Genomic DNA, 20878 nt, shown 5'->3' on the forward strand with positions numbered 1-20878 from the left:
GCGTCGGAAGACTGGTGCGGGCTCCGATGGGCATCGAAGCGCTTCGATGGATTGACACAGAGGGTCGCACCCTCCACGCGGACGGTCAAGATCTCAGCCGGAATGGACGACCGGCAGCCGCCCGGAGTCGAGCTGGTCGAGGGAGCGGGCGACGGCGCCGATCGACGTCGCCTCGTGGCCGAAGGCCGAGGCGACCACCCGGCAGCCACCCGCCTCAGGGGCCAGGGTGCCGTCGATCAGCTCCTTCTCGACGGCCGGTACCAGCCAGCGGCCGAGTGCGGCGTAGGAGCCGCCGAGGATGACGAGCTCCGGATTGAGGATGTTCGCCAGCCCGCAGACGCTCTGGCCGAGCAATGTCCCCACCTCGGCGAGCGCGTCGATCGTGGCCGTCTCGCCGGCTTCGGCCCGTCTGACCAGTTGCTCCGTCCGGGCCTGCGGGTCGGCATCGGGCAGGTCGCCCGGCTCGAGCCGGGCGAGGATCGCGGGGATGCCGGCGACGGCCTCGAGGCAACCGTGCCGGCCGCAGCCGCACAGCGGTCCGTCCGGCTTGAGCCGCAGGTGCCCGATCTCGCCGACGTAGCCGAGGTTGCCACGCAGTGGCCGCCCGTCGCAGATCACTCCGGCGCCCACCCCGGTCTCACCGGACAGCAGGATGAGGTTGGCGCTGCCCGCGTACGGCCCGTAGCGATGCTCGGCCAGGGCGCCGAGGTTGGCGTCGTTCTCGACCAGTACGGGGAAGGCCGGCCGGCCGAGCGCCGCCACCAGATCCTTGCGCAGTTCGAGATCACGCCAACCCAGGCCGGCGGCCAGGACGACGACACCGTCGCGGTTGACCAGGCCGGGTACTCCGACCGTGAGGCCGAGGACGTCGCGTCCGGACGCGTGCACGGCGGCGATCGCTCGCCGGGCCAAGGCGGCCAGCGCTGCGATGGCCTTGGCCGGACCCGCGCCGGCCCCCGGTCCGGTCCGGTGCCAGCGAAGCAACTGCCCGCCGGCCGAGTCGTACGCGATCGCCGTCAGGCCGCGGGCGCTGATCTCCATCCCGATCGCGGCGTAGGCCGAACCGTCGAGGACCAGCAGCGTGGCCGGCCGGCCGACGTGGTTCTGGGTCTGCTGCGTCTCCCGGGCCAGCCGCCGGTCGATCAGATCGCCGACGATGCTGGTCACGGTCGCCTTGTTCAGGCCGGTCCCGGCCGCGATGGCCGCGCGCGAACAGGGGGAGTTGGCGCGCAGGAATCCGAGCACCACGGCCAGGTTGGCGGCCCGGACATCGGTGTGGTCCGCGGTCTGATTCGTCAAGGTCTGTCCCGTTCGGCTCGGTTGGGGCGGCACCGCCCTGGCTCAGTTCTACACCTTGTGGCGGTATCCGTCGTGAGCTAATTTGTTTGGCTACCAGCCCAACTAACTCTACTCCGGGACGGCCTCCCGTTCCCAGTCGCAAGGAGAATTCATCGTGATCGGATCCGGGAGCGGCTCGACCAACCGCCGTACTTTCCTGTCCCTGCTCGGCGCCGGCACCGCGGTCGCGGCCGGTGGGGTGACGCTGACCGGCTGCTCGTCCGACAGCAAGGGGAGCTCGGTGAACGGCCGGGCCGAGACCGAGGACAAGCTCGGCGGGTTGCTGCCGAAGTACGTCGCCTACGACTCGGTCAAGCCCGACCTGCCCGGTGAGAACGGCGCCTCGCCCGGGTTCACGAAGTACCCCACCGAACTGGTGCGGGCGGTGCCCGACAAGGCGGTGAAGAGCGGCAAGGAGGTGTCGGCGATGACCCCGCTGTGGGCGCCGTTGCCGCCCGGGCTCGGCAGCAACTCGTACTTCGACGCGAACAACGAGCGGATCGGGGCGCCGGTCCGGTTCAACATCCTGAGCGGCAACGACTACGGCGACAAGCTCGGCCCGCTGCTGGCCTCCGGCAACGTCCCGGAGCTGCTCTGCGTGCCCGGCTGGAACATCTCCGGCCTGACCCGGTTCGCGCAGGCGGCGGACAAGTTGTTCGAGGATTTGACGCCGTACCTTGCTGGTGACAAGGCCGCGGCGTACCCGATGCTCGCGAACCTGCCGACCAGGGCCTGGGCGTACGGCGTCTGGAACTCCCAGCTGAAGGCGGTTCCGTTCCCGTCCGACGGCTTCCCGTGGGCGCTGTTCTACCGCAAGGACATCTTCGATCAGGTCGGTGCTGCCCCGCCGAAGACCGCTGACGATCTGCTGGCCCTGGGCAAGCAGCTGACCGACGCGAAGGCCAACCGGTGGGCGTTCGGCTCGATCACCGACGAGGTCCAGCGAGCCTTCGGGGTGCCAGGAGGCTGGCGCAAGGACTCGACCGGCAAGCTCGTGAACAAGGTGGAGACGCCGGAGTTCGAGGAAGCGGTCGCCTTCGTCCGCAAGGTGTTCCAGTCGGGCTATGTGCACCCGACCGTCGTCGGCAATGCGGCGGTCGACCAGAAGCCGCTGTTCGAGGGCGGTCAGCTGGTCGTCCGCCAGGACGGCATCGGTGCCTGGAGCGAGTCGCTGCAGCGGCAGTCGGCGCTCAACCCCAAGTTCGACATGCAGGCGGTCGCGCCGTTCGCCCATGACGGCGGGACACCGATCGTCTGGAGCGGCGACCCGGCCGCCATCTTCACGTTCGTGAAGAAGGGCCTGGGCAAGGACCGGATCGCGGAGTTGCTCGGCGTCCTGAACTACACGGCCGCGCCGTTCGGCACCGAGGAGAACCAGCTCTACAACTACGGGGTCGAGGGCAAGCACTACACCCGGCAGAGCTCCGGGGCGCCCAAGCTGACCGCGCTGGGCCAGAAGGAGGTGGCCAGCACGTACATCTTCCTCGGCGGCCGGCCGAGCGCGATCACCCAGAGCGAGTACCCCGGCTACGTCGAGGCGCTCAGCAAGTGGGAGAACGACGCGGCCAAGCACCGCGAGAAGAACCTGTTCGAGGGTATCCGGGTCGAGCAGCCGACCAAGATGGCAGCGCTGAACCAGCCGTTCGACGACAAGCTGCAGGACATCTACCGGGGCCGCCGCCCGGTCAGCGAACTCAAGGTCGCGGTCAAGGAGTGGCAGACCAACGGCGGCGACGCGGGGCGCGACTTCTACGCCAAGGTTCTCAGTGACAACGGTCGGTAGTCCGCCGCGCCGGCCGGCCGTCCGGAAGGCGAAGGTGAAGCCCGGCGGTGCGAGCTGGCGGCACCGGTTGCGGCGGGACTGGCCGCTGCTGGTGATGGTCGCGCCGGTGATCGTGCTGCTCGGCGTCTTCCACTATTTCCCGACGCTGGGCAACGTGATCGCCTTCCAGGACTACTCGCCGTACACGGGAATCCGGGGCAGCGAGTTCGTCGGGTTCGCCAACTTCAGCCGGATGTTCTCCGAGCCCGCGTTCTGGTCGGCGTTGCTGAACACGCTGTCGATCACGGCCTTCCAGCTGGTGTTCTACTTCCCGATCCCGATCTTCCTGGCCCTGCTGCTCAACAGCGTGCTGTCGGCCCGGCTGCGGACCATCGTCCAAGGCGTCGTCTACCTGCCGCACTTCTTCTCGTGGGTGCTGGTGGTCTCGCTGTTCCAGCAGATGATCGGTGGGGCCGGGCTGCTCGCGCAGACGCTGCGGACGCACGGCTACAACGCCGTCGACCTGATGACGAAGCCGGACAGTTTCATCGTCCTGGTGACCGCACAGTCCATCTGGAAGGACGCCGGCTGGGGAATGATCGTGTTCCTCGCCGCGCTGAGCACGATCAACCCGGCCCTGTACGAAGCGGCCGCCGCCGACGGCGCCAACCGCTGGCGCAGGCTCTGGCACATCACCTTGCCGGGGCTGCGGCCGGTGATCGTGCTGCTGCTCATCCTCCGGCTCGGTGACGCGCTGACCGTCGGCTTCGAGCAGTTCATCCTGCAACGCAGCGCGGTCGGCGGCGGCGCCGCCGAAGTACTCGACACCTACGTGTACTACCAGGGCCTGCTGGTCGGGGACTTCGGCTACGGCGCCGCCGCGGGCCTGTTCAAGGGACTGGTCGGACTCGTCCTGGTCCTGCTGGCCAACCGATTCGCCCACCTCATCGGCGAGCAGGGAGTGTATTCGCGATCATGACCACCCAACCTGTCGCCCTGCCGCGCCGCCGCGCGCGGTCCCGCCCGGAGGAGGAGACCGGCCGCCCGGTCTGGGAGGAAGAACCCACCTTCTTCGGACGGCTGAGCAAACCGGTCGTCCTGGCGATCGTCGTCCTGCTGGTCGCCTTTCCGCTGTACGTCGTCGTGGTGACGAGTCTGTCCACCACCGAAGCGGTCACACGGGCCGGTGGCCTGGTCGTGGTGCCGCGCGAGCTCACGATCGCCGCCTACGTGCAACTGCTGTCCGGGGGCGTGGTCACTCGCGCGCTGTTGATCAGTACCGCGATCACGGCCATCGGCACGTTCTTCAGCCTGGCGATCACCGTGCTCGCGGCGTACGGGCTGTCGCGGCCCGGATCGCTGCTGCACCGGCCGTTGCTGTTCATCGTCTTGCTGACCTTCCTGTTCGGGCCCGGCATCATTCCCAGCTACCTGCTGGTCAACTCGCTGGGACTGATCGACAGCTACGGCTCACTGATCCTGCCGACGGCCGTGTCGGCGTTCAACCTGATCGTCATGCGGTCCTTCTTCATGGGGATCCCGGGCGAGCTGATCGACAGCGCCAGGATCGACGGCGCCGGTGAGTTCGCCGTGCTGAGCCGGATCGTGCTGCCGCTGTCCCGTGCGGTGGTCGCGGTGGTCGGCCTGTTCTACGCGGTCGGCTACTGGAACGCCTTCTTCAACGCGATGCTCTACCTCAACGACAACAACAAGTGGCCGCTGCAGATGGTGCTGCGGACCTACATCGTGCAGGCACAGGTGCTGCCGACCGGAGCTGGTGGGGTCACCTCGCAGGCGGGCCTGGGCCTGGCTGCGGCGCCGAGCCTGGCGATCAAGATGGCGATCGTCGTGATCGCGGTCGCGCCGGTGCTGGTGATCTACCCGTTCATCCAGAAGCACTTCACCAAGGGCGTCATCATCGGCGCGGTCAAGGGCTGAAACCCCTTGTTTCCAAGACTTCTGACAGAAGGAGTGAGATGACGCTTCAGCGTAGGCACTTCCTGGGGCTGGGCGCCGGTGCGGCCGTCGCGGTCGCCGCGTTGCCACAGTCGGCTTCGGCGGTGCCGGGGTCGTCCGGACGGTACCGGTGGCGCAACGTCGAGATCGTCGGGGGTGGTTTCGTCACCGGCATCATCCATCACCCCGGCCGGCGCGGACTGGTCTACGCCCGGACCGACATCGGCGGCGCCGCCCGGCTGGACCAGCGGACCCAGCGGTGGGTCCAGTTGCTCGAGTGGGTCGGGATCGAGGACTGGAGTCTCACCGGCGTCGAGAGCCTGGCCCTCGACCCGCAGGACCCGTCGCGGCTCTACCTTGCCGTCGGCACCTATACCAACGAGTGGTCGCCGATCAACGGGGCCATCCTTCGCTCGACGGACCAGGGCCGCACGTTCCGGCGTACCGATCTGCCGTTCAAGCTGGGCGGCAACGAGCCCGGCCGTTCGATGGGTGAGCGGCTGGCGGTCGACCCACGCGACGGCCGCGTCCTGTACTTCGGTACGCGCAACCAGGGCCTGTGGCGGAGTACCGATCGCGGCGAGACCTGGTCACGGGTGGACTCTTTCCCGACGACCGGGATGGCGGGCATCGGACTCGGCTTCGTCCTCTTCGATCCACGGAGGTCCCGGCGGGGCCGTCCGACGCAGACCATCTACGTGGGCTCGACCGATCGGGCGAATCCCTTGTGGCGCAGTACGGACGGTGGTGCGAGCTGGTCGCCGGTACCGGGCCAGCCGACCGGCTTGTTGCCCCACCATGGCGAGCTGGCGTCCGACGGAACCCTCTATGTGACGTATGGCGATCTGCCCGGGCCGTACGAGATGTACAACGGTGCTGTCCACAAGGTCGACACCGCTACCGGTGTCTGGACCGACATCACGCCGCTGCGGCCCAACACCGGCGGTGAAGCGGGCTTCGGGTATGCGGGGCTGGCGATCGACGCGCGCAACCCCGGCACGGTGATGGTCTCCACGATGAGCCGCTGGGGTCCGGTCGACGACGTCTTCCGGACTGTCGACGGGGGAGCGACCTGGCACTCGATCGGCGCGAAGATCGTGCTCGACACGTCGGGAGCGCCGTACCTCAACTTCCACGGGACGAACCCCAAGCTGGGCTGGATGATCGGGGACATCTCGATCGACCCGTTCGACTCCGGCAAGGTCATGTACGTCACCGGCGCGACCATCTTCGGCACCGACGACGTGACGAACGCCGAGGCCGGCCGCAGCACCCACTGGTCGGTCCGGGCACAGGGGCTGGAAGAGACCGCCGTACTCGACCTGATCAGCCCGCCCTGGGGGCCGCCGTTGATCAGCGCCCTCGGCGACATCGGCGTCTACCGGCACGACCGGCTGGACGTGGTACCGCCCGATGGGCAGGCGGCCAACCCCGTCAGCGGTTCCTCGCCGAGTCTCGACTACGCGGCGAAGGCCGAGGGATTCGTCGTCAGGGTCGCGTACGGCGGCAGCCTGCAGCGCGGGGCCTACTCCACTGATGCCGGGATCAGTTGGCAGCCGTTCGCGGGGGAGCCCAGCGGCTCCACCCAGCCTGGCAAGATCGTCGTCGGTACGGACGCACGCACGATCGTCTGGGTGCCCGGTGACGTGCCGCCGCACTACTCGCGTGACCGTGGCGCGACCTGGACCGCGGTGACCGGATTGCCCAACCAGGTGGCGATGGTCGCCGACCGGGTGAGTCCGGGGTTGTTCTACGCCTTCGACGGCGCCACCGGTACGGCGTACCGGAGTCTCGACGGCGGTGTGACTTTCTTGCCGTCGGCAACAGGACTGCCGATCGGGGGTGGCAAGCTCGAGACCGTGCTGGACCGGAACGGGCACTGCTGGCTCGCGGCCGGCGCGAGCGGACTGTATCGCTCGGTGGACCAAGGGCTCAGCTATCAACGGCTGACCACGATCGAGGAGGCCGTGACGGTGGGGTTCGGCAAGGCGGCGCGGGGCCGGACGGAGATGGCCGTCTTCACCTCCGGCAAGGTCGACGGCGTCCGGGGAATCTTCCGGTCCGACGACAGCGGCCGCCGGTGGGTGCGGGTGAACGACGACCGGCATCAGTACGCGTCCACCAACGATGCGATCGCCGGGGACCCGAGAGTGTTCGGGCGGGTTTACCTGTCCACCAACGGCCTCGGAATCCCTTATGGAGAACCTGTATGACGGCGCTCTACTTCGGCGGGGACTACAACCCGGAGCAATGGTCACCGGAGGTCTGGAAGGAAGACGTCGCCCTGATGCGCCAGGCCGGCGTGAACCTGGTGACGGTCGGCGTCTTCGCCTGGTCCAGCCTCGAACCCGAGCCGGGGCGGTACGAGTTCGGGTGGCTCGACCAGGTGATGGACCTGCTGCACGACGGTGGGATCCAGGTCGACCTGGCCACTCCGACAGCCTCTCCGCCACCGTGGTTCAGCTTGCGCCATCCCGACGCCCTGCCGGTGAGGGCGGACGGCACTCGGCTGACTCACGGGAGCAGAGACACGTACTGCGCCTGTGCGCCGGCGTACCGGGAGGCGGCGGCCGGGATCGCTCGCGTGCTGGCGGAGCGGTACTCGGAGCATCCGGCGCTGGCGATGTGGCATGTACACAACGAATACGGGACCAGCTGCTACTGCGACCACGCCGCAGCCGCGTTCCGGGTGTGGTTGCAGGAGCGGTACGGCGACCTGGACCGGCTGAACGCCGCTTGGACCACCGCCTTCTGGAGTCAGGGGTACTCCGGATGGGACGAGATCCAGCCGCCACGCGCCACGCAGTACCTGGTCAATCCCACCCAGGCGCTGGACTTCCGGCGGTTCTGGTCGGACGAACTGCTCAGCGCTTTCCGGGAGCTGAAGGCGATCTTGCGGTCGCTGTCGCCGCAGACTCCGATCACCACCAACTTCGTCTTCGGCGGCTGGGTGCCGGTCAATCATGCGCGCTGGGCCGCAGAGGTGGATCTGGTCGCGATCGACCATTATCCCGGCAGTGCCGGTCTCGGCGCCGAGGAGCAGACCGCGTTCGGCGCGGACCTGGCCCGCTCGTGGGCGGGTGGACGCTCGTGGCTGTTGATGGAGCAGGCGGCCGGCACCGTGAACGACGGCCACCGGCTGCACACGAAAGAGCCCGGCCGGATGGCGCGGCACTCCCTGTCCCATCTGGCCCGCGGGTCGCGTGGCGCACTGTTCTTCCAGTGGCGCGCTTCGCGAGGCGGGGCGGAGATGTTCCACTCCGCGATGGTGCCGCACGCGGGCGGCGAATCACGGCGGTTCCGGGAGATCGCCGAGTTCGGCGCTTCGTTGCCGCGGCTCGCTGAGTTCGAGGGCAGCGCGGTGGAGGCCGAGGTCGCGATCCTGTGGGACGCCGAGGCGTGGTGGGTCATGCAGTCGACTCATCTGCCGTCGTCCGACCTGGACTACCTGGCGGCCGTGCAAGCGGCGCATCGGCAGTTCTGGGCCGCTGGGATCGGCGTCGACCTGGCCGCCCCGGACGCCGACCTTTCGGCGTACCGGCTGGTGGTCGTACCCAGTCTCTATCTCGTGTCGGATCAGGCCGCGGAGTCGATCGCCCGCTATGTCGAGGGCGGTGGGCGACTGCTTGTCACCTACTTCAGCGGCATCGTGAACGAGGACGCGCAGGTCCGGCTCGGTGGCTACCCCGGGGCGTTCAGCGAGGTTCTCGGGATCAGGGTCGAGGAGTTCTCCCCGGTCGACGAGGTCCGTCTTCGTTCCGGTGGCCAGGGCCGGGTGTGGAGTGAGCAGGTCGACCTGGCCGGCGCCGAGGCAGTCGACCGGTACTCCGGCGGGGTGCTCGACGGTTCGCCGGCGATCACCAGGAACGAGTACGGCGAAGGCGTGGCCTGGTATGTGTCGACCCAGCTCGAGGACGAGGCCTATGCATCCCTTGTGGAGCAGGTGATCCGGGACACAGGGATCGAACGACCAGAGCTGCCCGAGGGGGTGGAGCTGGTCCGCCGCCGGGCCGGCGAGAGCATCTGGACGATTCTGATCAACCACTCGGACGTGGCGGTCGAGCTGCCGATCGAGGGGTACGAATTGCTGTCCGGCACCCAGGTCGTGAGCCCGTTGACGCTCGCTGCCGGGGGTCAGGCAGTGGTACGGGCGTGAACGTCGGGGGCGGCGCTGGTGCTCGCGCGGGCGACGAGTTGCGCGGGCACCAGCGTCACCGCCTCGGTCTGGCTGCCTTCGAGCTTGGCGATCAGCATCTCGACCGCTCGCTGGCCGATGTCGTCGGCGGGCAGCGTGACAGAGGACAGGTTGGGCACGTGCCGCTCGGCCACGTCGTCGGCGCAGATCGCCATCAGCGACATGTCCTCGGGCACCCGGCGGCCGAGCAGCCGCAGTACGTCGAGCAGCGGTCCGATGATCGGCTCGTTCTGGACGACCAGACCGGTGATCCCCGGGTGCTCGTGGAGCAGGTCTTCGACAGTGTCGAGCACCGCGTCGAAGGCGGGCTCACAGGGTGTCTCGATGCCGACGACACCTCGCCGCTCGGTCGCGGCCTGGAAGCCGGCCAGGGTCCGCGCGGCGAAGCCCGTCTGCCGTTCGTAGACGGCCGAAGGCGTGCCCAGCAAGGCGATGCTGCGATGGCCGAGATCGGTCAGGTGGTCCACACACTGCTCGGCGGCGGCGAAGAAGTCCAGGTCGATACAGGTGAGGCCGTCGGTGTCGGCCGGGATCCCGATCAGCACGGACGGCATCGGCAGCTCCCGCAGCAGCGGGACGCGTTCGTCGTGCAACTCGACGTCCATCACCACCAGGGCATCGACGAGCGCACTCTGCGAGACCCGCTCGAGCCCCGAGCGGCCTTCGTCGGCGGTGAGCAGCAGGACATCGTGGTCGTACCGGCGGGCGGTGGTGACCACGGCGGTGGCGAACTGCATCAGCACCGGCACGTGCATGCCGGCCCTGAGCGGAATCACCAGGGCGAGTACGTTCGACCGGTTCGAGGCGAGCGCCCGGGCACTGGCGTTCGGCCGGTAGCCCAGCGCCCGGACGCTGTCCTGGACCCGGTCGCGGGTCTCACTGGAGATCGACCGCTTGCCGCTGAGGACATACGACACCGTGCTGGCCGCGACGCCTGCGTGCCGCGCGACGTCGGCGATCGTGACGATGGCTGCCTCCGGGGATCAGGGCTTCGGATCGAAGCGCTTCGATTTTCAGGTACAGAATCGAGTGAGCGGTCTTGTTTGTCAAGACCGAAATGGCCGTTGACCTGGACCGGATGCACTGAGATAGTTCTGGCATTCGCCGGGCAATTGGAATTCATTGCATTCGTCGAATTCGATTCGAATTCGACGCCCGGTATCCGGAATTCCGTTTCCCCTGCCTTTTGGAAAGGGATGAACATGATCAGAGGGATGAAGTCGGCGGCGGTGGCGCTGGTGACGCTGCTCGCGGTCACGGCGCTGTCGGTACTGCCGGCGAGCGCGGCCGCCTGGTCGTCGAGCGACAAGTTCGGCAGCTGGTCCAACGGTGGCTACACGGTGCGCAACGATGTCTGGGGCGGCGGGGCCGGGTCCCAGTCGATCTGGGCGAACTCGTACTCCAACTGGGGAGTCACGGCGAACCACCCGAACACCGGTGGGGTCAAGGCGTATCCGCACTCGGCCCGCAACGTCGGCAAGAAGATCAGCGCGCTCGGCAGCCTGACCAGCAGCTTCAACGTCAGCCGGCCGGGCAGCGGGGCCTACACCTCGGCGTACGACATCTGGGCCGGCGGCAACGCCTACGAGATCATGCTCTGGATGAACAAGCAGGGCTCGGTCGGCCCGATCGGCAGCCAGCAGACCTCGGCGTCGGTCGGTGGCCACAGCTGGAACATCTACAAAGGGACCAACGGCTCCAACCAGGTCTTCTCGTTCGTCCGGACCGGCAATACGAATTCCGGCACGGTCGACATCAAAGCGGTGATGAACTGGATCAAGAACAAGGGCTGGATCGGTGACGCGACGATGAACGAGGTGCAATTCGGCTTCGAGATCACGTCGTCCAGCGGCGGCCTGAATTTCACCACCAACAGTTACTCGGTCAGCTTTTCCTGACCGGTAGGTCGACCAGCGCGAGTGGCAGGTCGCCGATCGGGTAGGAGGTGCTGTCCGGACTGCGCAGGAGAGTGCCGCTGACGTGGCGGGCGCTGTTGGAGAGGACGACCCGGCCCTGGGCGTTGACGATCGCCATCGTGTGATTGCTCGCCCGGAGCCGGGGCAGGACTGCCTTCTCGAACGCGAAGACCTTGAGGTCTGCTCCCGCCACCCCGGTGAACCGGCCGCCGACGAGTACCGGCACGGTGAAGGTCAGCGTGTAGTCGTCGGTGCAGAGGTAGTCGACGTACGGGCCGGTGATGTGCCGGCGGCTGGTGTTCCGCGGTACGTCGTACCAGGGCAGGGACTCGTAGTCGTAGAAGTTCTCGCCGCGTGGATCGGTGTCGACGATGAGCCGTTCAGGTGAGCCGTTGCGCAGCATGAACCACTCGAGCCACCAGCGGGAATCGGCCAGCGCATCCACGGCCGCGACATACCCCGCGCCCTGGATCCGTCCTTCTGGATCGGCCAGGGCCGGGAGCACCATCGCGCCGACGCCCGCGAGATCGGTACGCCGTACCGCCTCCCGCTCGTTGAAGACCTCCGTCACCTCGTCGGCGATCCGGGTGGCCAGGCCGAACGCCTCGCCGGCCACTGTGCCGACCAGTTGCTGGATGGCCGCGATGCCGGGCGCGACGGGTTCCGTCACCTGTTCGCTCACGGTCCGTCCTCCACGCTTCACGGTCAGTCTTCCAAGGTCAGTCTGAGGTCGATCAGTCGTGTCGTCGAGTCCGCCACCCGTTCCTCGGCCGCGGCTCGGGCGGCCGCGCTGTCACCACGGTCGATCGCGGCAACCACTTCGCGGCAGCTCTGCACGGTCAGCCGGTGACTGTCGTCGTCGCCGAAAGCCAGCCAGAGCAGGGTTCCGACCTCTGCCTGCAGGCTGACCTCGGCCCGGTAGAGCCGGGTTGATTGCGCCGTCGCGGCAACTTCGATGTGGAACTGCGCGTCGGCCCGACGCCGGGCGCCGGCGCCCTCGGCATGCTCCAGCGCGTCGCAGACCCCGGTCAGCCGGTCGACGTCCTCGGGGGTCGCGCGCTCAGCGGCGAGGCGGGCGGCGGTACCGGCGATGGCGGAGTAGTGGTCGCCGAGGTCGCGGAGGTCGGCGAGGCTCAGCTCGTCCAGGCGGTCGCGGACGATCTCGGTGGAGATCGTCTGCTGGGCACGAACGAAGCTACCGCCGCCACGGCCGCGGCGGGTGTCGATCAGGCCGCGCAACCGCAGTGAGGACAGGGCTTCACGGATGGTGGTGGTGGAGACGCCGAAGATGCCGGCCAGGTCGGCCTCGCCGGGAAGCTGTTCGGCATCGGGCAGCAGGCCGAGGGCGATCGCGTCGGTCAGCCGCCGGGCGACCAGCTCGGACCGGCTCAGCGACTCCAGCGGCGCGAACACCGCCGCCGCCCCACTCCCGTAGAACCGCAGCGCCACATCCGCCCCCTTCCAGCAACAGCTCCGACACGTTTCCGGAGTATTCAAGCCGATCGCTTGAACTTTAACATCTGATTTCATATGTTTAGCGCCCCGAGTCGGAGGAGCGTTCATGCGAATCGTTCGGAATCTGATCAATGGGACACCCCAGGACGCGCTCTCAGGCGCCACCAGTGAGCTGGTCGATCCAGCCACGGGCAAGGCATTCGGGACGGCGCCGCTGTCCGGGGCCGAGGACGTCGACCTGGCCTATCGCGCCGCTGCCGAGGCCGCGCCCGGTTGGGCCGCCGCCACGCCATCGGAGCGCCAGCGCGGTCTGCTGAAGCTGGCCGACCTGATCGAGGCTCGTGGCAACGAGCTCGTCGTCGCCGAGTCGCAGAACACCGGCAAGCCACTCGAGCTGACCCGCACGGAGGAGCTCGCAGTACTGATCGATCAGCTGAGGTTCTTCGCCGGGGCCGCGCGGATGCTGGAGGGGAAGTCGGCCGGTGAGTACCTGGCCGGGCATACCTCCTATGTACGCCGGGAGCCGATCGGCGTCGTCGGGCAGATCACGCCGTGGAACTACCCGATGATGATGGCGATCTGGAAGTTCGCGCCGGCCCTTGCCGCCGGCAACACCGTCGTCCTCAAGCCGGCCGAGACGACACCGGTGACGACGGTGATGCTTGCTGAGCTCGCGGCCGAGGTACTACCGGCCGGGGTGCTCAACGTCGTCTGCGGTGATCGCGACACCGGCCAAGCGTTGGTGGAGCATCCGACACCGCAGCTCGTCAGCATCACCGGGTCGACTCGTGCGGGCACGCAGGTCGCGAGCACCGCGGCGCTCGACCTCAAACGCACGCATCTGGAGCTGGGTGGCAAGGCGCCGGCGGTCGTCTTCGAGGATGCGGACCTCGCGGCGGCGGCCGAGGCGATCGGAGTCGGCGGCTACTTCAACGCCGGTCAGGACTGTACGGCGGCCTGCCGGGTGCTCGTCCATGAGAGTCAGCACGATGCCTTCGTCGAAGCGTTGGCAGGCTGGGCCTGCGACAATGCGCGGCCGGGATTGGCCGATGACGAGGATGCGCTGTTCGGTCCGCTGAACAACGCGATGCAGCTCGAACGGGTGCGCGGATTCCTGGCGCGGATGCCCGCGCGTGCGTCCGTAGTACTGGGTGGGGAGCGGTCTGGTGGCGCGTTGGCCGATGGGTTCTTCCACGACGCCACGATCGTGACCGGGTTGCGGCAGGACGACGAGATGATCCAGGACGAGGTGTTCGGGCCGGTGATCACCGTGCAGACCTTCGCCGACGAGGCCGAGGCGCTGCGGATGGCGAACGGCGTGCAGTACGGGTTGGCGTCGAGCGTCTTCACGACCGATCACAGTCGCGCGCTGCGGATGTCGGCGGCGCTCGACTTCGGCTGCGTCTGGATCAACACGCACATCCCGTTGGTGGCCGAGATGCCGCACGGTGGCTTCAAGCATTCGGGCCATGGCAAGGACCTGTCCATGTACGGCCTGGAGGACTACACCCGGGTCAAGCACGTGATGTCGGCGATCTGAGATGACTCTGACCGATCTCAAGACCGCGATCAGCCTGCGCGGCCTGACCAAGACGTTCGGCGACGTCACCGCAGTGGACGGGATCGACTTGGATCTCGCCGAGGGGGAGTTCTTCTCCATGCTCGGGCCGTCCGGCTCCGGCAAGACGACGGTACTGCGGATGGTGGCCGGCTTCGAGACGCCGACGGCCGGCCAGGTGCTGCTCGGTGGAGTCGACGTCACCGAGCTACCGCCGTACGCGCGGGATGTGAACACGGTCTTCCAGGACTATGCGCTTTTCCCGCACATGAGCGTGCTGCAGAACGTCGAGTACGGGCTGCGGGTGAAGCGGGTCGAGCGGCGCGAACGACGGCAGCGAGCCGTCGAGGCGCTGGAGACCGTACGGCTGCAGGGGTTCGGGGAAAGGCGCCCTCATCAACTATCCGGTGGCCAGCGGCAACGAGTCGCCCTCGCTCGTGCGCTGGTCAACCGGCCGAAGGTGCTGCTGCTCGACGAGCCGCTCGGCGCGCTCGACCTGAAGCTGCGCCGGGAGATGCAGATCGAGCTGAAGGCGATGCAGCGCGACATCGGCATCACCTTCGTCTTCGTCACCCACGACCAGGAGGAGGCGCTGACGATGAGCGACCGGATCGCCGTCTTCAACAGTGGCCGGATCGAACAGCTCGCCACGCCGGCCGAGCTCTACGAACATCCGGCGACGGCCTTCGTCGCCGGGTTCGTCGGTACGTCCAATCTGCTGGCTGGTGAGGTGGCGGCCGAGGTGATCGGTGCCGAGGGCACCTATACCGTCCGGCCCGAGAAGATCAGGATGTCGACCCGGGATTCCGTCACGGAGCCCGGGAACTGCACGGCGACCGGGGTGGTTCGTGAGGTCGTCTATCTGGGGTCGGCGACGCAGTCGGTCGTCGACCTCGACGCCGGCGGAACGCTGCTGGTTCTGGAGCAGAACACGCAGGACTCCGCCGAGGCCAGCCTGGGCCGCCGGGGGGAAGCAGTCCGGCTCAGCTGGCGCCGTGAACACACCGTCACCATCCCCACCACCCCTCCATCTCTGGAGCCATGATGAAGAAACTCACTCTGCTGGTGGGCCTCAGCGCCCTCACCTTGCTGGCAGCCTCCTGCGGTACTTCGGGCGACAGCTCCGGCGGCGGCGGTCAGAGCAACGCCGGATTCACCGCGCCGGACCTGCCGAAGCTCGACAAGCTCGGCACCGGCGAGGGCAAACTGAGCGTGCTCGCCTGGCCCGGCTACGCGGAGGACGGCTCGAACGATCCCAAGGTCGACTGGGTCAGCTCGTTCGAGAAGAAGACCGGCTGCCAGGTGACCGTCAAGACGTTCGGCACCTCCGACGAGGCCGTCAGCCTGATGAAGACCGGCCAGTACGACGTGGTGTCGGCGTCCGGCGATGCGTCCCTGCGGCTGATCGCGGGCGGCCAGGTCGAGCCGATCAACACCGATCTGATCCCGAACTACAAGGACGTCTACCCGTTCCTGAAGGACCGGCCGTGGAACTCGGTCAAGGGGCAGATGTACGGGATCCCGCACGGATACGGCGCGAACCTGTTGATGTGGCGGACCGACAAGGTGACGACGCCGCCGACCAGTTGGAGTGCGGTGTTCGAGGCGGATTCGCCGTACAAGGGCAAGGTGACGGCGTACGACTCGCCGATCTACATCGCCGACGCCGCGATGTACCTGATGGCCAAGAAGCCCGATCTGGGGATCAAGAATCCGTATGCGCTGGACGACACGCAGTTGGCGGCGGTTGTCGAGCTGCTCAAGCAGCAGAAGACGATGGTGTCGGAGTACTGGTCGGACTACCTGAAGGAAGTGCAGGCGTTCACCAGCGGCAACTCGGTGATCGGCACCACCTGGCAGGTGATTGCGAACGTGGCCAGCGGCGAGAAGGTACCGGTTCAGGTGACCGTGCCTTCGGAAGGTGTCACTGGCTGGTCGGACACCTGGATGCTGAGCGCGACCTCGAAGAACAAGAACTGCGGGTACTTGTGGATGGACCACATCATCAGCCCATCGGCGAACGCGGCTGTTGCCGAGTACTTCGGAGAGTCGCCGTCGAACGGTAAGGCGTGTGACCTGACGGCGGACAAGAAGCACTGCGCGACGTTCCACGCCGGCGACGCGGCGTACTCGGAGAAGATCTGGTACTGGACCACGCCGATCGAGCAGTGCCTGGACGGCCGTACCGATGTGAAGTGCACCGACTACGGCAAGTGGACGCAGGCGTGGACTCAGATCAAGGGCTGAGCGGGACGGCGGTACGGCGCGGCAATGTGCTGTACCGCCACCCGCGGCTCCGGTTGGGGTTGTTGCTCGGGCCGCCGATGTTGTGGCTCGGGGTCGCGTACCTGGGCGCGCTGGCGGCGTTGTTCGTCACCGCGTTGTGGTCGCAGAACAGCTTCACGGGGCTGGTGGAGCGGAACTGGTCGCTGGACAGCTTCCGGACGCTCTTCACCGTCGACGTGTACCGGACGATCGCGCTCCGGACGATCGGGGTCGCCGTGCTGGTGACCGTGATCGACGCGGTGGTGGCGTTCCCGATCGCGCTCTACATGTCGAAGGTGGCGCGGCCGGGACTGCGGCGGGTGCTGCTCGTCGCGGTGCTGATGCCGTTGTGGGCCAGCTATCTGGTCAAGGCTTATGCGTGGCGCGGGATGTTCTCCGAAGGTGGGCTGGTGTCGTCGCTGGCTGGTCTGGTGGGCTTGGACTCGCCCGGGTATGGGCTGACGGCAACGATCGTGACGCTGGCCTATCTCTGGTTGCCGTACATGATCCTGCCGATCTACGCCGGGCTGGAACGGCTGCCGAACTCGTTGCTGGAGGCATCGGCTGATCTCGGCGGGAAGACGGGGACGACGTTGCGGCGGATCGTGTTGCCGGTGATCGTTCCGGCCGTGGTGGCCGGGTCGATCTTCACGTTCTCGTTGTCGCTGGGGGACTACATCGCGGTGCGGATCGTCGGCGGTACCAATCAGCTGCTGGGCAACGTGGTTTACGACAATGTGGGTGCCGCTAACAACTTGCCGTTCGCAGCGGCGGTGGCGACGGTGCCGGTGGTGGTCATGTTGGTGTATTTGGCGGCTGTACGGCGTACCGGCGCGATGGAGTCGCTATGACCTTCTCCCGGCCGACGAAGATCCTGTTGCGGGTGTTGACCGCATTGATCCTGGGTGTCATCTACGTCCCGCTCGCGTTGGTGGTGATCAACTCGTTCAACGTGAACAAGACGTTCGCCTGGCCGCCGCGCGATCTGACGCTGGAGTGGTGGAAGCGAGCGGCGGAGAGCCAGGGCGCGCTGGATGCGCTCTGGGTGAGTGGGCGGGTGGGCCTGGCCGCGACGCTGATCGCGTTAGTGCTCGGGACGATGATCGCGTTCGCCTTGCAGCGGTTCAGCTTCTACGGGCGGGACGCGGTGTCGTTGCTGGTGATCCTGCCGATCGCGCTGCCCGGCATCGTCACGGGAATCGCGTTGAACAATGCGTTCCGGACGATCTTCGGGTGGCAGCTCGGGTTCGCGACGATCGTGGTGGCGCATGCGACGTTCTGCATCGTGACCGTGTTCAACAACGTGATCGCGCGGCTCCGGCGTACCGGGATCCAACTGGAACAGGCCTCGGCCGACCTGGGCGCCTCAGCCTTCACCACCTTCCGCCTGGTCACCTTCCCGCTGCTGCGGTCGGCGTTGCTGGCGGGGGCGTTGCTCGCCTTCGCGTTGTCCTTCGACGAGATCATCGTGACCACGTTCACCGCGGGCGCGCAGCAGCAGACGCTGCCGATCTGGATCTTCAACAACCTGTTCCGGCCGAACCAGGCGCCGATCGTGAACGTGATCGCCGCCGCGATGATCGTCATCTCGATCATCCCGGTCTGGCTGGCGCAGAAGCTCTCGGGCGACGCCGAATCTCTAGGAGCCGGTCGCTAGCTGCCGGGGAGGTCCTCGATGTTGCCGGTGATGGTCCAGAGGAGGTTGCGGAGCAGGCGGCGGTCTTCGGGGGTGATGCCCTGGAGGGCTCGGTCGCCTGCTTGGGCGTGGAGCTGGGCGACCGTGCGGGCTACCTCGGTGCCGTGCTCGGTGAGCTCGATGCTGACCTTGCGGGCGTCGGCGTCGTTCTTGAGGCGGCGGACCAGGCCGGCCGCTTCCATCCGTTGGGTGGTGCGGGTGGCCGTGGGGACCTCGACATCGAGGACCTTGGCGAGTTGGGCCACCGGTAGCGAGCCGTGGTGGAGCAACTTGGCCAGGACGATCTCCTGGCCGGTATGGACGCCGGTGCCGGCCAGTTCGTCGCCGATCGCCTTGCGGGCGGCCCGGTCCGCGAAGCGCAGGGCGATCAGGATGTCGCCGCCACTGGCCGGCGCATCCGGGTCCCAGCGCGGGGCGGGCGTAGTACCGGGTTGCGTGGTACCGGACTCCGTGGTCATACCGCGCTCCGTGGAGCGAACGGGTTGCGGGCCTGGATGTCGCCGATGTACTCGGTCGGGATGGCGGGCTCGCCGCGGCTGAGCTGGCTGGCGCTGCGGGGGAGCTCGTCGCGGACCTTGAGGTGGTGCGCCTGCGACTCGGCGGGGGTGGTGCGGCCGACGATCTTGCCGGCCTCGACCAGCGACTTGAGCAGTTCGCGGTCGTCGCCGTCGTCCACCGGCGGCTCGCCGACGCCGATCAGCTCGACCTCGGCCACCCCGGCAGCTGACCGACGCCGCAGCGCGTACTTCCGGCCGCCGATCGAGATCTTGTCCGGGCTCTTCTTCGCCACCGGCAACATGTCGCCGTCCGCGTCCTCGCGGGCGACCAGCTTGTAGACGAAACCGCAGGTCGGGTAGCCGCTGCCGGTCACCAGCGACGTGCCCACGCCGTACCCATCGACGGCGGCCGGGGCGAGGGCGGCGATCTGGTACTCGTCCAGGTCGCTCGTCACGATCACCCGGGTCTTAGTGGCGCCGAGCGCGTCGAGCTGGTCACGCACCTGCCCGGCCAGCGACGGCAGGTCGCCGGAGTCGAGCCGTACCGCGCCCAGCTCGGTGCCGGTCACCTCGATCGCGGTCCTGACCGCCTCGGTCAGGTCGTAGGTGTCGATCAGCAGCGTCGTTCCCTTGCCGAGGGCATCCACCTGGGAGACGAACGCGTCCCGCTCGGTGTCGTGCAGCAGGGTGAACGAGTGGGCCGCGGTCCCGGCGCTCGGGATGCCGAAGCGGCGGGCTGCCTCCAGATTCGAGGTGGTCGCGAAGCCCGCGATGTACGCCGCCAGCGCGGACGCCACCGCCGCCTCCTCGTGGGTCCGCCGCGAGCCCATCTCGATACAGGGCCGGCCGCCGGCCCACCAGGTCATCCTCGACGCCGCCGAGGCGACCGCGGAGTCGTGGTTCAGGATCGACAGGAAGACGGTTTCCAGCAGCACCGCCTCGGCGAAACTCGACTCCACCACCAGGACCGGCGAGCCCGGGAAGAAGATTTCGCCGTCGGCGTACCCGGCGATGTCGCCGCTGAACCGGTACCCGGCCAGCCAGTCCCGGGTAGCCTGGTCGACGATGCCGCGGTCGGCCAGGAAGGCGATCGTCTGCTCCTCGAACCGGAACCGCTCCAGCGCGTCCAGGAGCCGGTTCACGCCCGCGACCACGCCGTACCGGCGTCCGTCGGGCAGGCGGCGGGCGAACAGTTCGAAAACCGAGCGGCGGTGCGCCGTGCCGTCGGCCAGACTGGCCTGCAGCATGGTCAGCTCGTAGTGGTCCGTCAGCAGCGCTGTCGTAGCGTTCACAAGAGCAGCCTATTGCGCGGCGAGAACCGATGATGGAGAGAATGGCCTAGTGACCACCGCACCGAGTGAACTCGCGAGCCCCGAGATCGACGAGGCGATCGAGTTGAGTCCACCGTGGGTGACCATCGTCTGGAACGATCCGGTCAACCTGATGGACTACGTCACGTTCGTCTTCCAGACCCATTTCGGCTACTCCAAGGCCAAGGCGGAGAAGTTGATGATGCAGGTCCACGAAGAGGGCAAGTCGGCCGTCTCGAACGGCAACCGCGAGGCGATGGAACGCGACGTCGAAGCCATGCACCAGTACGGCCTGTGGGCCACCTGTGAGAAGTCGTGACGAGGTTCCGCAAGCGCAAGAAGACCGTGATCGTCAGCTTCGCCGACCACGAGGCGGACATCCTGGCGAACCTGCTCCGCAACCTGGTCGAGCTCCTGTACGACGGGATGCCACCGCGCGCCGCCGAGTCGAGCGACCCGCTGGCCGCGCTGCTCGACAACGACGGGCCGACCTCGCCGCCGGAGGACGTAGTACTGCAACGGCTGCTGCCGGACGCGTACAAGTCCGACGACCAGGCGTCGTCCGAGTTCCGCCGCTTCACCGAACGTGGCCTCCGCGACAGCAAGGCCTCGGACGCCAAACTCGTCCTCACCGCGCTGGAGAACTCCCCCGAGGACGGCATCACCCTCGAAGGCGACGCCCAACTCGCCTGGCTCCGCGCCCTGAACGACCTCCGCCTCGCCATCGGCACCCGCCTGGACATCAAGGAAGAGGACGACTACGGCGTCTGGGAAAAACTCCCCGACGACGACCCCCGCCGCCTCACCTACGACCTCTACGACTGGCTCGGCTACCTCCAGTCCGCCTTGCTCCACAACATCCGCTGACGCTTATCCACAGCACCGGGTAATCGCCGAGCGCCGGCCGCGTCGGGCCGCATACCATCGGCC

19 protein-coding genes are annotated in these 20878 nt (G+C 67.7%); 13 read left to right on the forward strand and 6 right to left on the reverse strand.

What is annotated here, in order from left to right:
* Window positions 1-93 precede the first annotated feature (93 nt).
* Entirely contained in the window at window positions 94-1299 is a 1206-nt protein-coding gene (locus tag OHA70_RS22050; RefSeq protein WP_328320550.1) for an ROK family protein, read from the reverse strand.
* Between the two features lie 154 nt (window positions 1300-1453).
* Between OHA70_RS22050 and OHA70_RS22055 the strand changes: the two genes are divergently transcribed.
* From OHA70_RS22055 to OHA70_RS22075, 5 genes are read left to right on the forward strand one after another with little or no spacing between them, the layout of a single operon-like run.
* A complete protein-coding gene (locus OHA70_RS22055) occupies window positions 1454-3121 on the forward strand; it encodes an extracellular solute-binding protein (protein ID WP_328320552.1) in 1668 nt (555 codons plus the stop codon).
* Complete coding sequence (locus OHA70_RS22060; protein ID WP_328320554.1) at window positions 3105-4079, forward strand: ABC transporter permease; 975 nt, start codon at window positions 3105-3107, stop codon at window positions 4077-4079. The genes OHA70_RS22055 and OHA70_RS22060 overlap by 17 nt, the downstream gene beginning before the upstream one ends.
* Window positions 4076-5038, forward strand: a complete 963-nt coding sequence (locus OHA70_RS22065) for a carbohydrate ABC transporter permease (protein WP_328320556.1) — start codon at window positions 4076-4078, stop codon at window positions 5036-5038. Before OHA70_RS22060 ends, OHA70_RS22065 begins: the two co-directional genes overlap by 4 nt.
* Window positions 5039-5076: 38 nt before the next feature.
* Window positions 5077-7269 carry a WD40/YVTN/BNR-like repeat-containing protein gene (locus OHA70_RS22070; protein ID WP_328320558.1) on the forward strand — a complete coding sequence of 731 codons (2193 nt, stop codon included), beginning with the start codon at window positions 5077-5079 and terminating at the stop codon, window positions 7267-7269.
* On the forward strand, window positions 7266-9212 hold the full coding sequence (locus OHA70_RS22075) for a beta-galactosidase (protein ID WP_328320560.1): 1947 nt from the start codon (window positions 7266-7268) through the stop codon (window positions 9210-9212). The genes OHA70_RS22070 and OHA70_RS22075 overlap by 4 nt, the downstream gene beginning before the upstream one ends.
* Here OHA70_RS22075 and OHA70_RS22080 read toward each other — a convergent pair.
* Complete coding sequence (locus OHA70_RS22080; protein WP_328335182.1) at window positions 9191-10219, reverse strand: LacI family DNA-binding transcriptional regulator; 1029 nt, start codon at window positions 10217-10219, stop codon at window positions 9191-9193. The two genes, OHA70_RS22075 and OHA70_RS22080, sit on opposite strands and share 22 nt — an antisense overlap.
* A gap of 234 nt (window positions 10220-10453) precedes the next feature.
* Here OHA70_RS22080 and OHA70_RS22085 point away from each other — a divergent pair, with 234 nt between their 5' ends.
* Complete coding sequence (locus tag OHA70_RS22085; protein ID WP_328320562.1) at window positions 10454-11149, forward strand: glycoside hydrolase family 12 protein; 696 nt, start codon at window positions 10454-10456, stop codon at window positions 11147-11149.
* On the opposite strand, the gene OHA70_RS22090 is transcribed toward OHA70_RS22085, so the two are convergent.
* Together OHA70_RS22090 and OHA70_RS22095 are read right to left on the reverse strand one after the other, a co-directional pair.
* Window positions 11136-11849, reverse strand: a complete 714-nt coding sequence (locus OHA70_RS22090; RefSeq protein ID WP_328320564.1) for a cache domain-containing protein — start codon at window positions 11847-11849, stop codon at window positions 11136-11138. The two genes, OHA70_RS22085 and OHA70_RS22090, sit on opposite strands and share 14 nt — an antisense overlap.
* A gap of 23 nt (window positions 11850-11872) precedes the next feature.
* Window positions 11873-12616: a FadR/GntR family transcriptional regulator gene (locus tag OHA70_RS22095; RefSeq protein WP_328320566.1), complete on the reverse strand. Its 744-nt coding sequence runs from the start codon at window positions 12614-12616 to the stop codon at window positions 11873-11875.
* 112 nt (window positions 12617-12728) lie between these two features.
* On the opposite strand from OHA70_RS22095, the gene OHA70_RS22100 reads away from it, so the two are divergent.
* From OHA70_RS22100 to OHA70_RS22120, 5 genes are read left to right on the forward strand one after another with little or no spacing between them, the layout of a single operon-like run.
* Window positions 12729-14162 (forward strand): gamma-aminobutyraldehyde dehydrogenase, encoded by a 1434-nt coding sequence (locus OHA70_RS22100; protein WP_328320568.1) that lies wholly within the window; start codon window positions 12729-12731, stop codon window positions 14160-14162.
* 1 nt (window position 14163) lies between these two features.
* Window positions 14164-15225, forward strand: a complete 1062-nt coding sequence (locus tag OHA70_RS22105; protein ID WP_328320570.1) for an ABC transporter ATP-binding protein — start codon at window positions 14164-14166, stop codon at window positions 15223-15225.
* The gene (locus tag OHA70_RS22110) at window positions 15225-16427 is read left to right on the forward strand and encodes an ABC transporter substrate-binding protein (RefSeq protein ID WP_328320572.1); all 1203 of its coding nucleotides are present in this window, start codon (window positions 15225-15227) and stop codon (window positions 16425-16427) included. Before OHA70_RS22105 ends, OHA70_RS22110 begins: the two co-directional genes overlap by 1 nt.
* Complete coding sequence (locus tag OHA70_RS22115; protein WP_328320574.1) at window positions 16406-17296, forward strand: ABC transporter permease; 891 nt, start codon at window positions 16406-16408, stop codon at window positions 17294-17296. The genes OHA70_RS22110 and OHA70_RS22115 overlap by 22 nt, the downstream gene beginning before the upstream one ends.
* Entirely contained in the window at window positions 17293-18102 is an 810-nt protein-coding gene (locus OHA70_RS22120) for an ABC transporter permease (RefSeq protein ID WP_328320576.1), read from the forward strand. Before OHA70_RS22115 ends, OHA70_RS22120 begins: the two co-directional genes overlap by 4 nt.
* Here OHA70_RS22120 and OHA70_RS22125 read toward each other — a convergent pair.
* Complete coding sequence (locus OHA70_RS22125) at window positions 18099-18599, reverse strand: MarR family winged helix-turn-helix transcriptional regulator (RefSeq protein ID WP_328320578.1); 501 nt, start codon at window positions 18597-18599, stop codon at window positions 18099-18101. The genes OHA70_RS22120 and OHA70_RS22125 overlap by 4 nt on opposite strands.
* Entirely contained in the window at window positions 18596-19885 is a 1290-nt protein-coding gene (locus OHA70_RS22130) for a nicotinate phosphoribosyltransferase (protein WP_442913908.1), read from the reverse strand. Before OHA70_RS22130 ends, OHA70_RS22125 begins: the two co-directional genes overlap by 4 nt.
* A gap of 94 nt (window positions 19886-19979) precedes the next feature.
* Between OHA70_RS22130 and clpS the strand changes: the two genes are divergently transcribed.
* Window positions 19980-20267 carry an ATP-dependent Clp protease adapter ClpS gene (gene clpS, locus OHA70_RS22135; protein WP_328320582.1) on the forward strand — a complete coding sequence of 96 codons (288 nt, stop codon included), beginning with the start codon at window positions 19980-19982 and terminating at the stop codon, window positions 20265-20267.
* The gene (locus OHA70_RS22140) at window positions 20264-20815 is read left to right on the forward strand and encodes a DUF2017 domain-containing protein (RefSeq protein WP_328320584.1); all 552 of its coding nucleotides are present in this window, start codon (window positions 20264-20266) and stop codon (window positions 20813-20815) included. Before clpS ends, OHA70_RS22140 begins: the two co-directional genes overlap by 4 nt.
* The last annotated feature ends 63 nt before the right edge of the window (window positions 20816-20878 follow it).

The sequence above is a fragment of the Kribbella sp. NBC_00382 genome (assembly GCF_036067295.1).
GTDB lineage: Bacteria > Actinomycetota > Actinomycetes > Propionibacteriales > Kribbellaceae > Kribbella.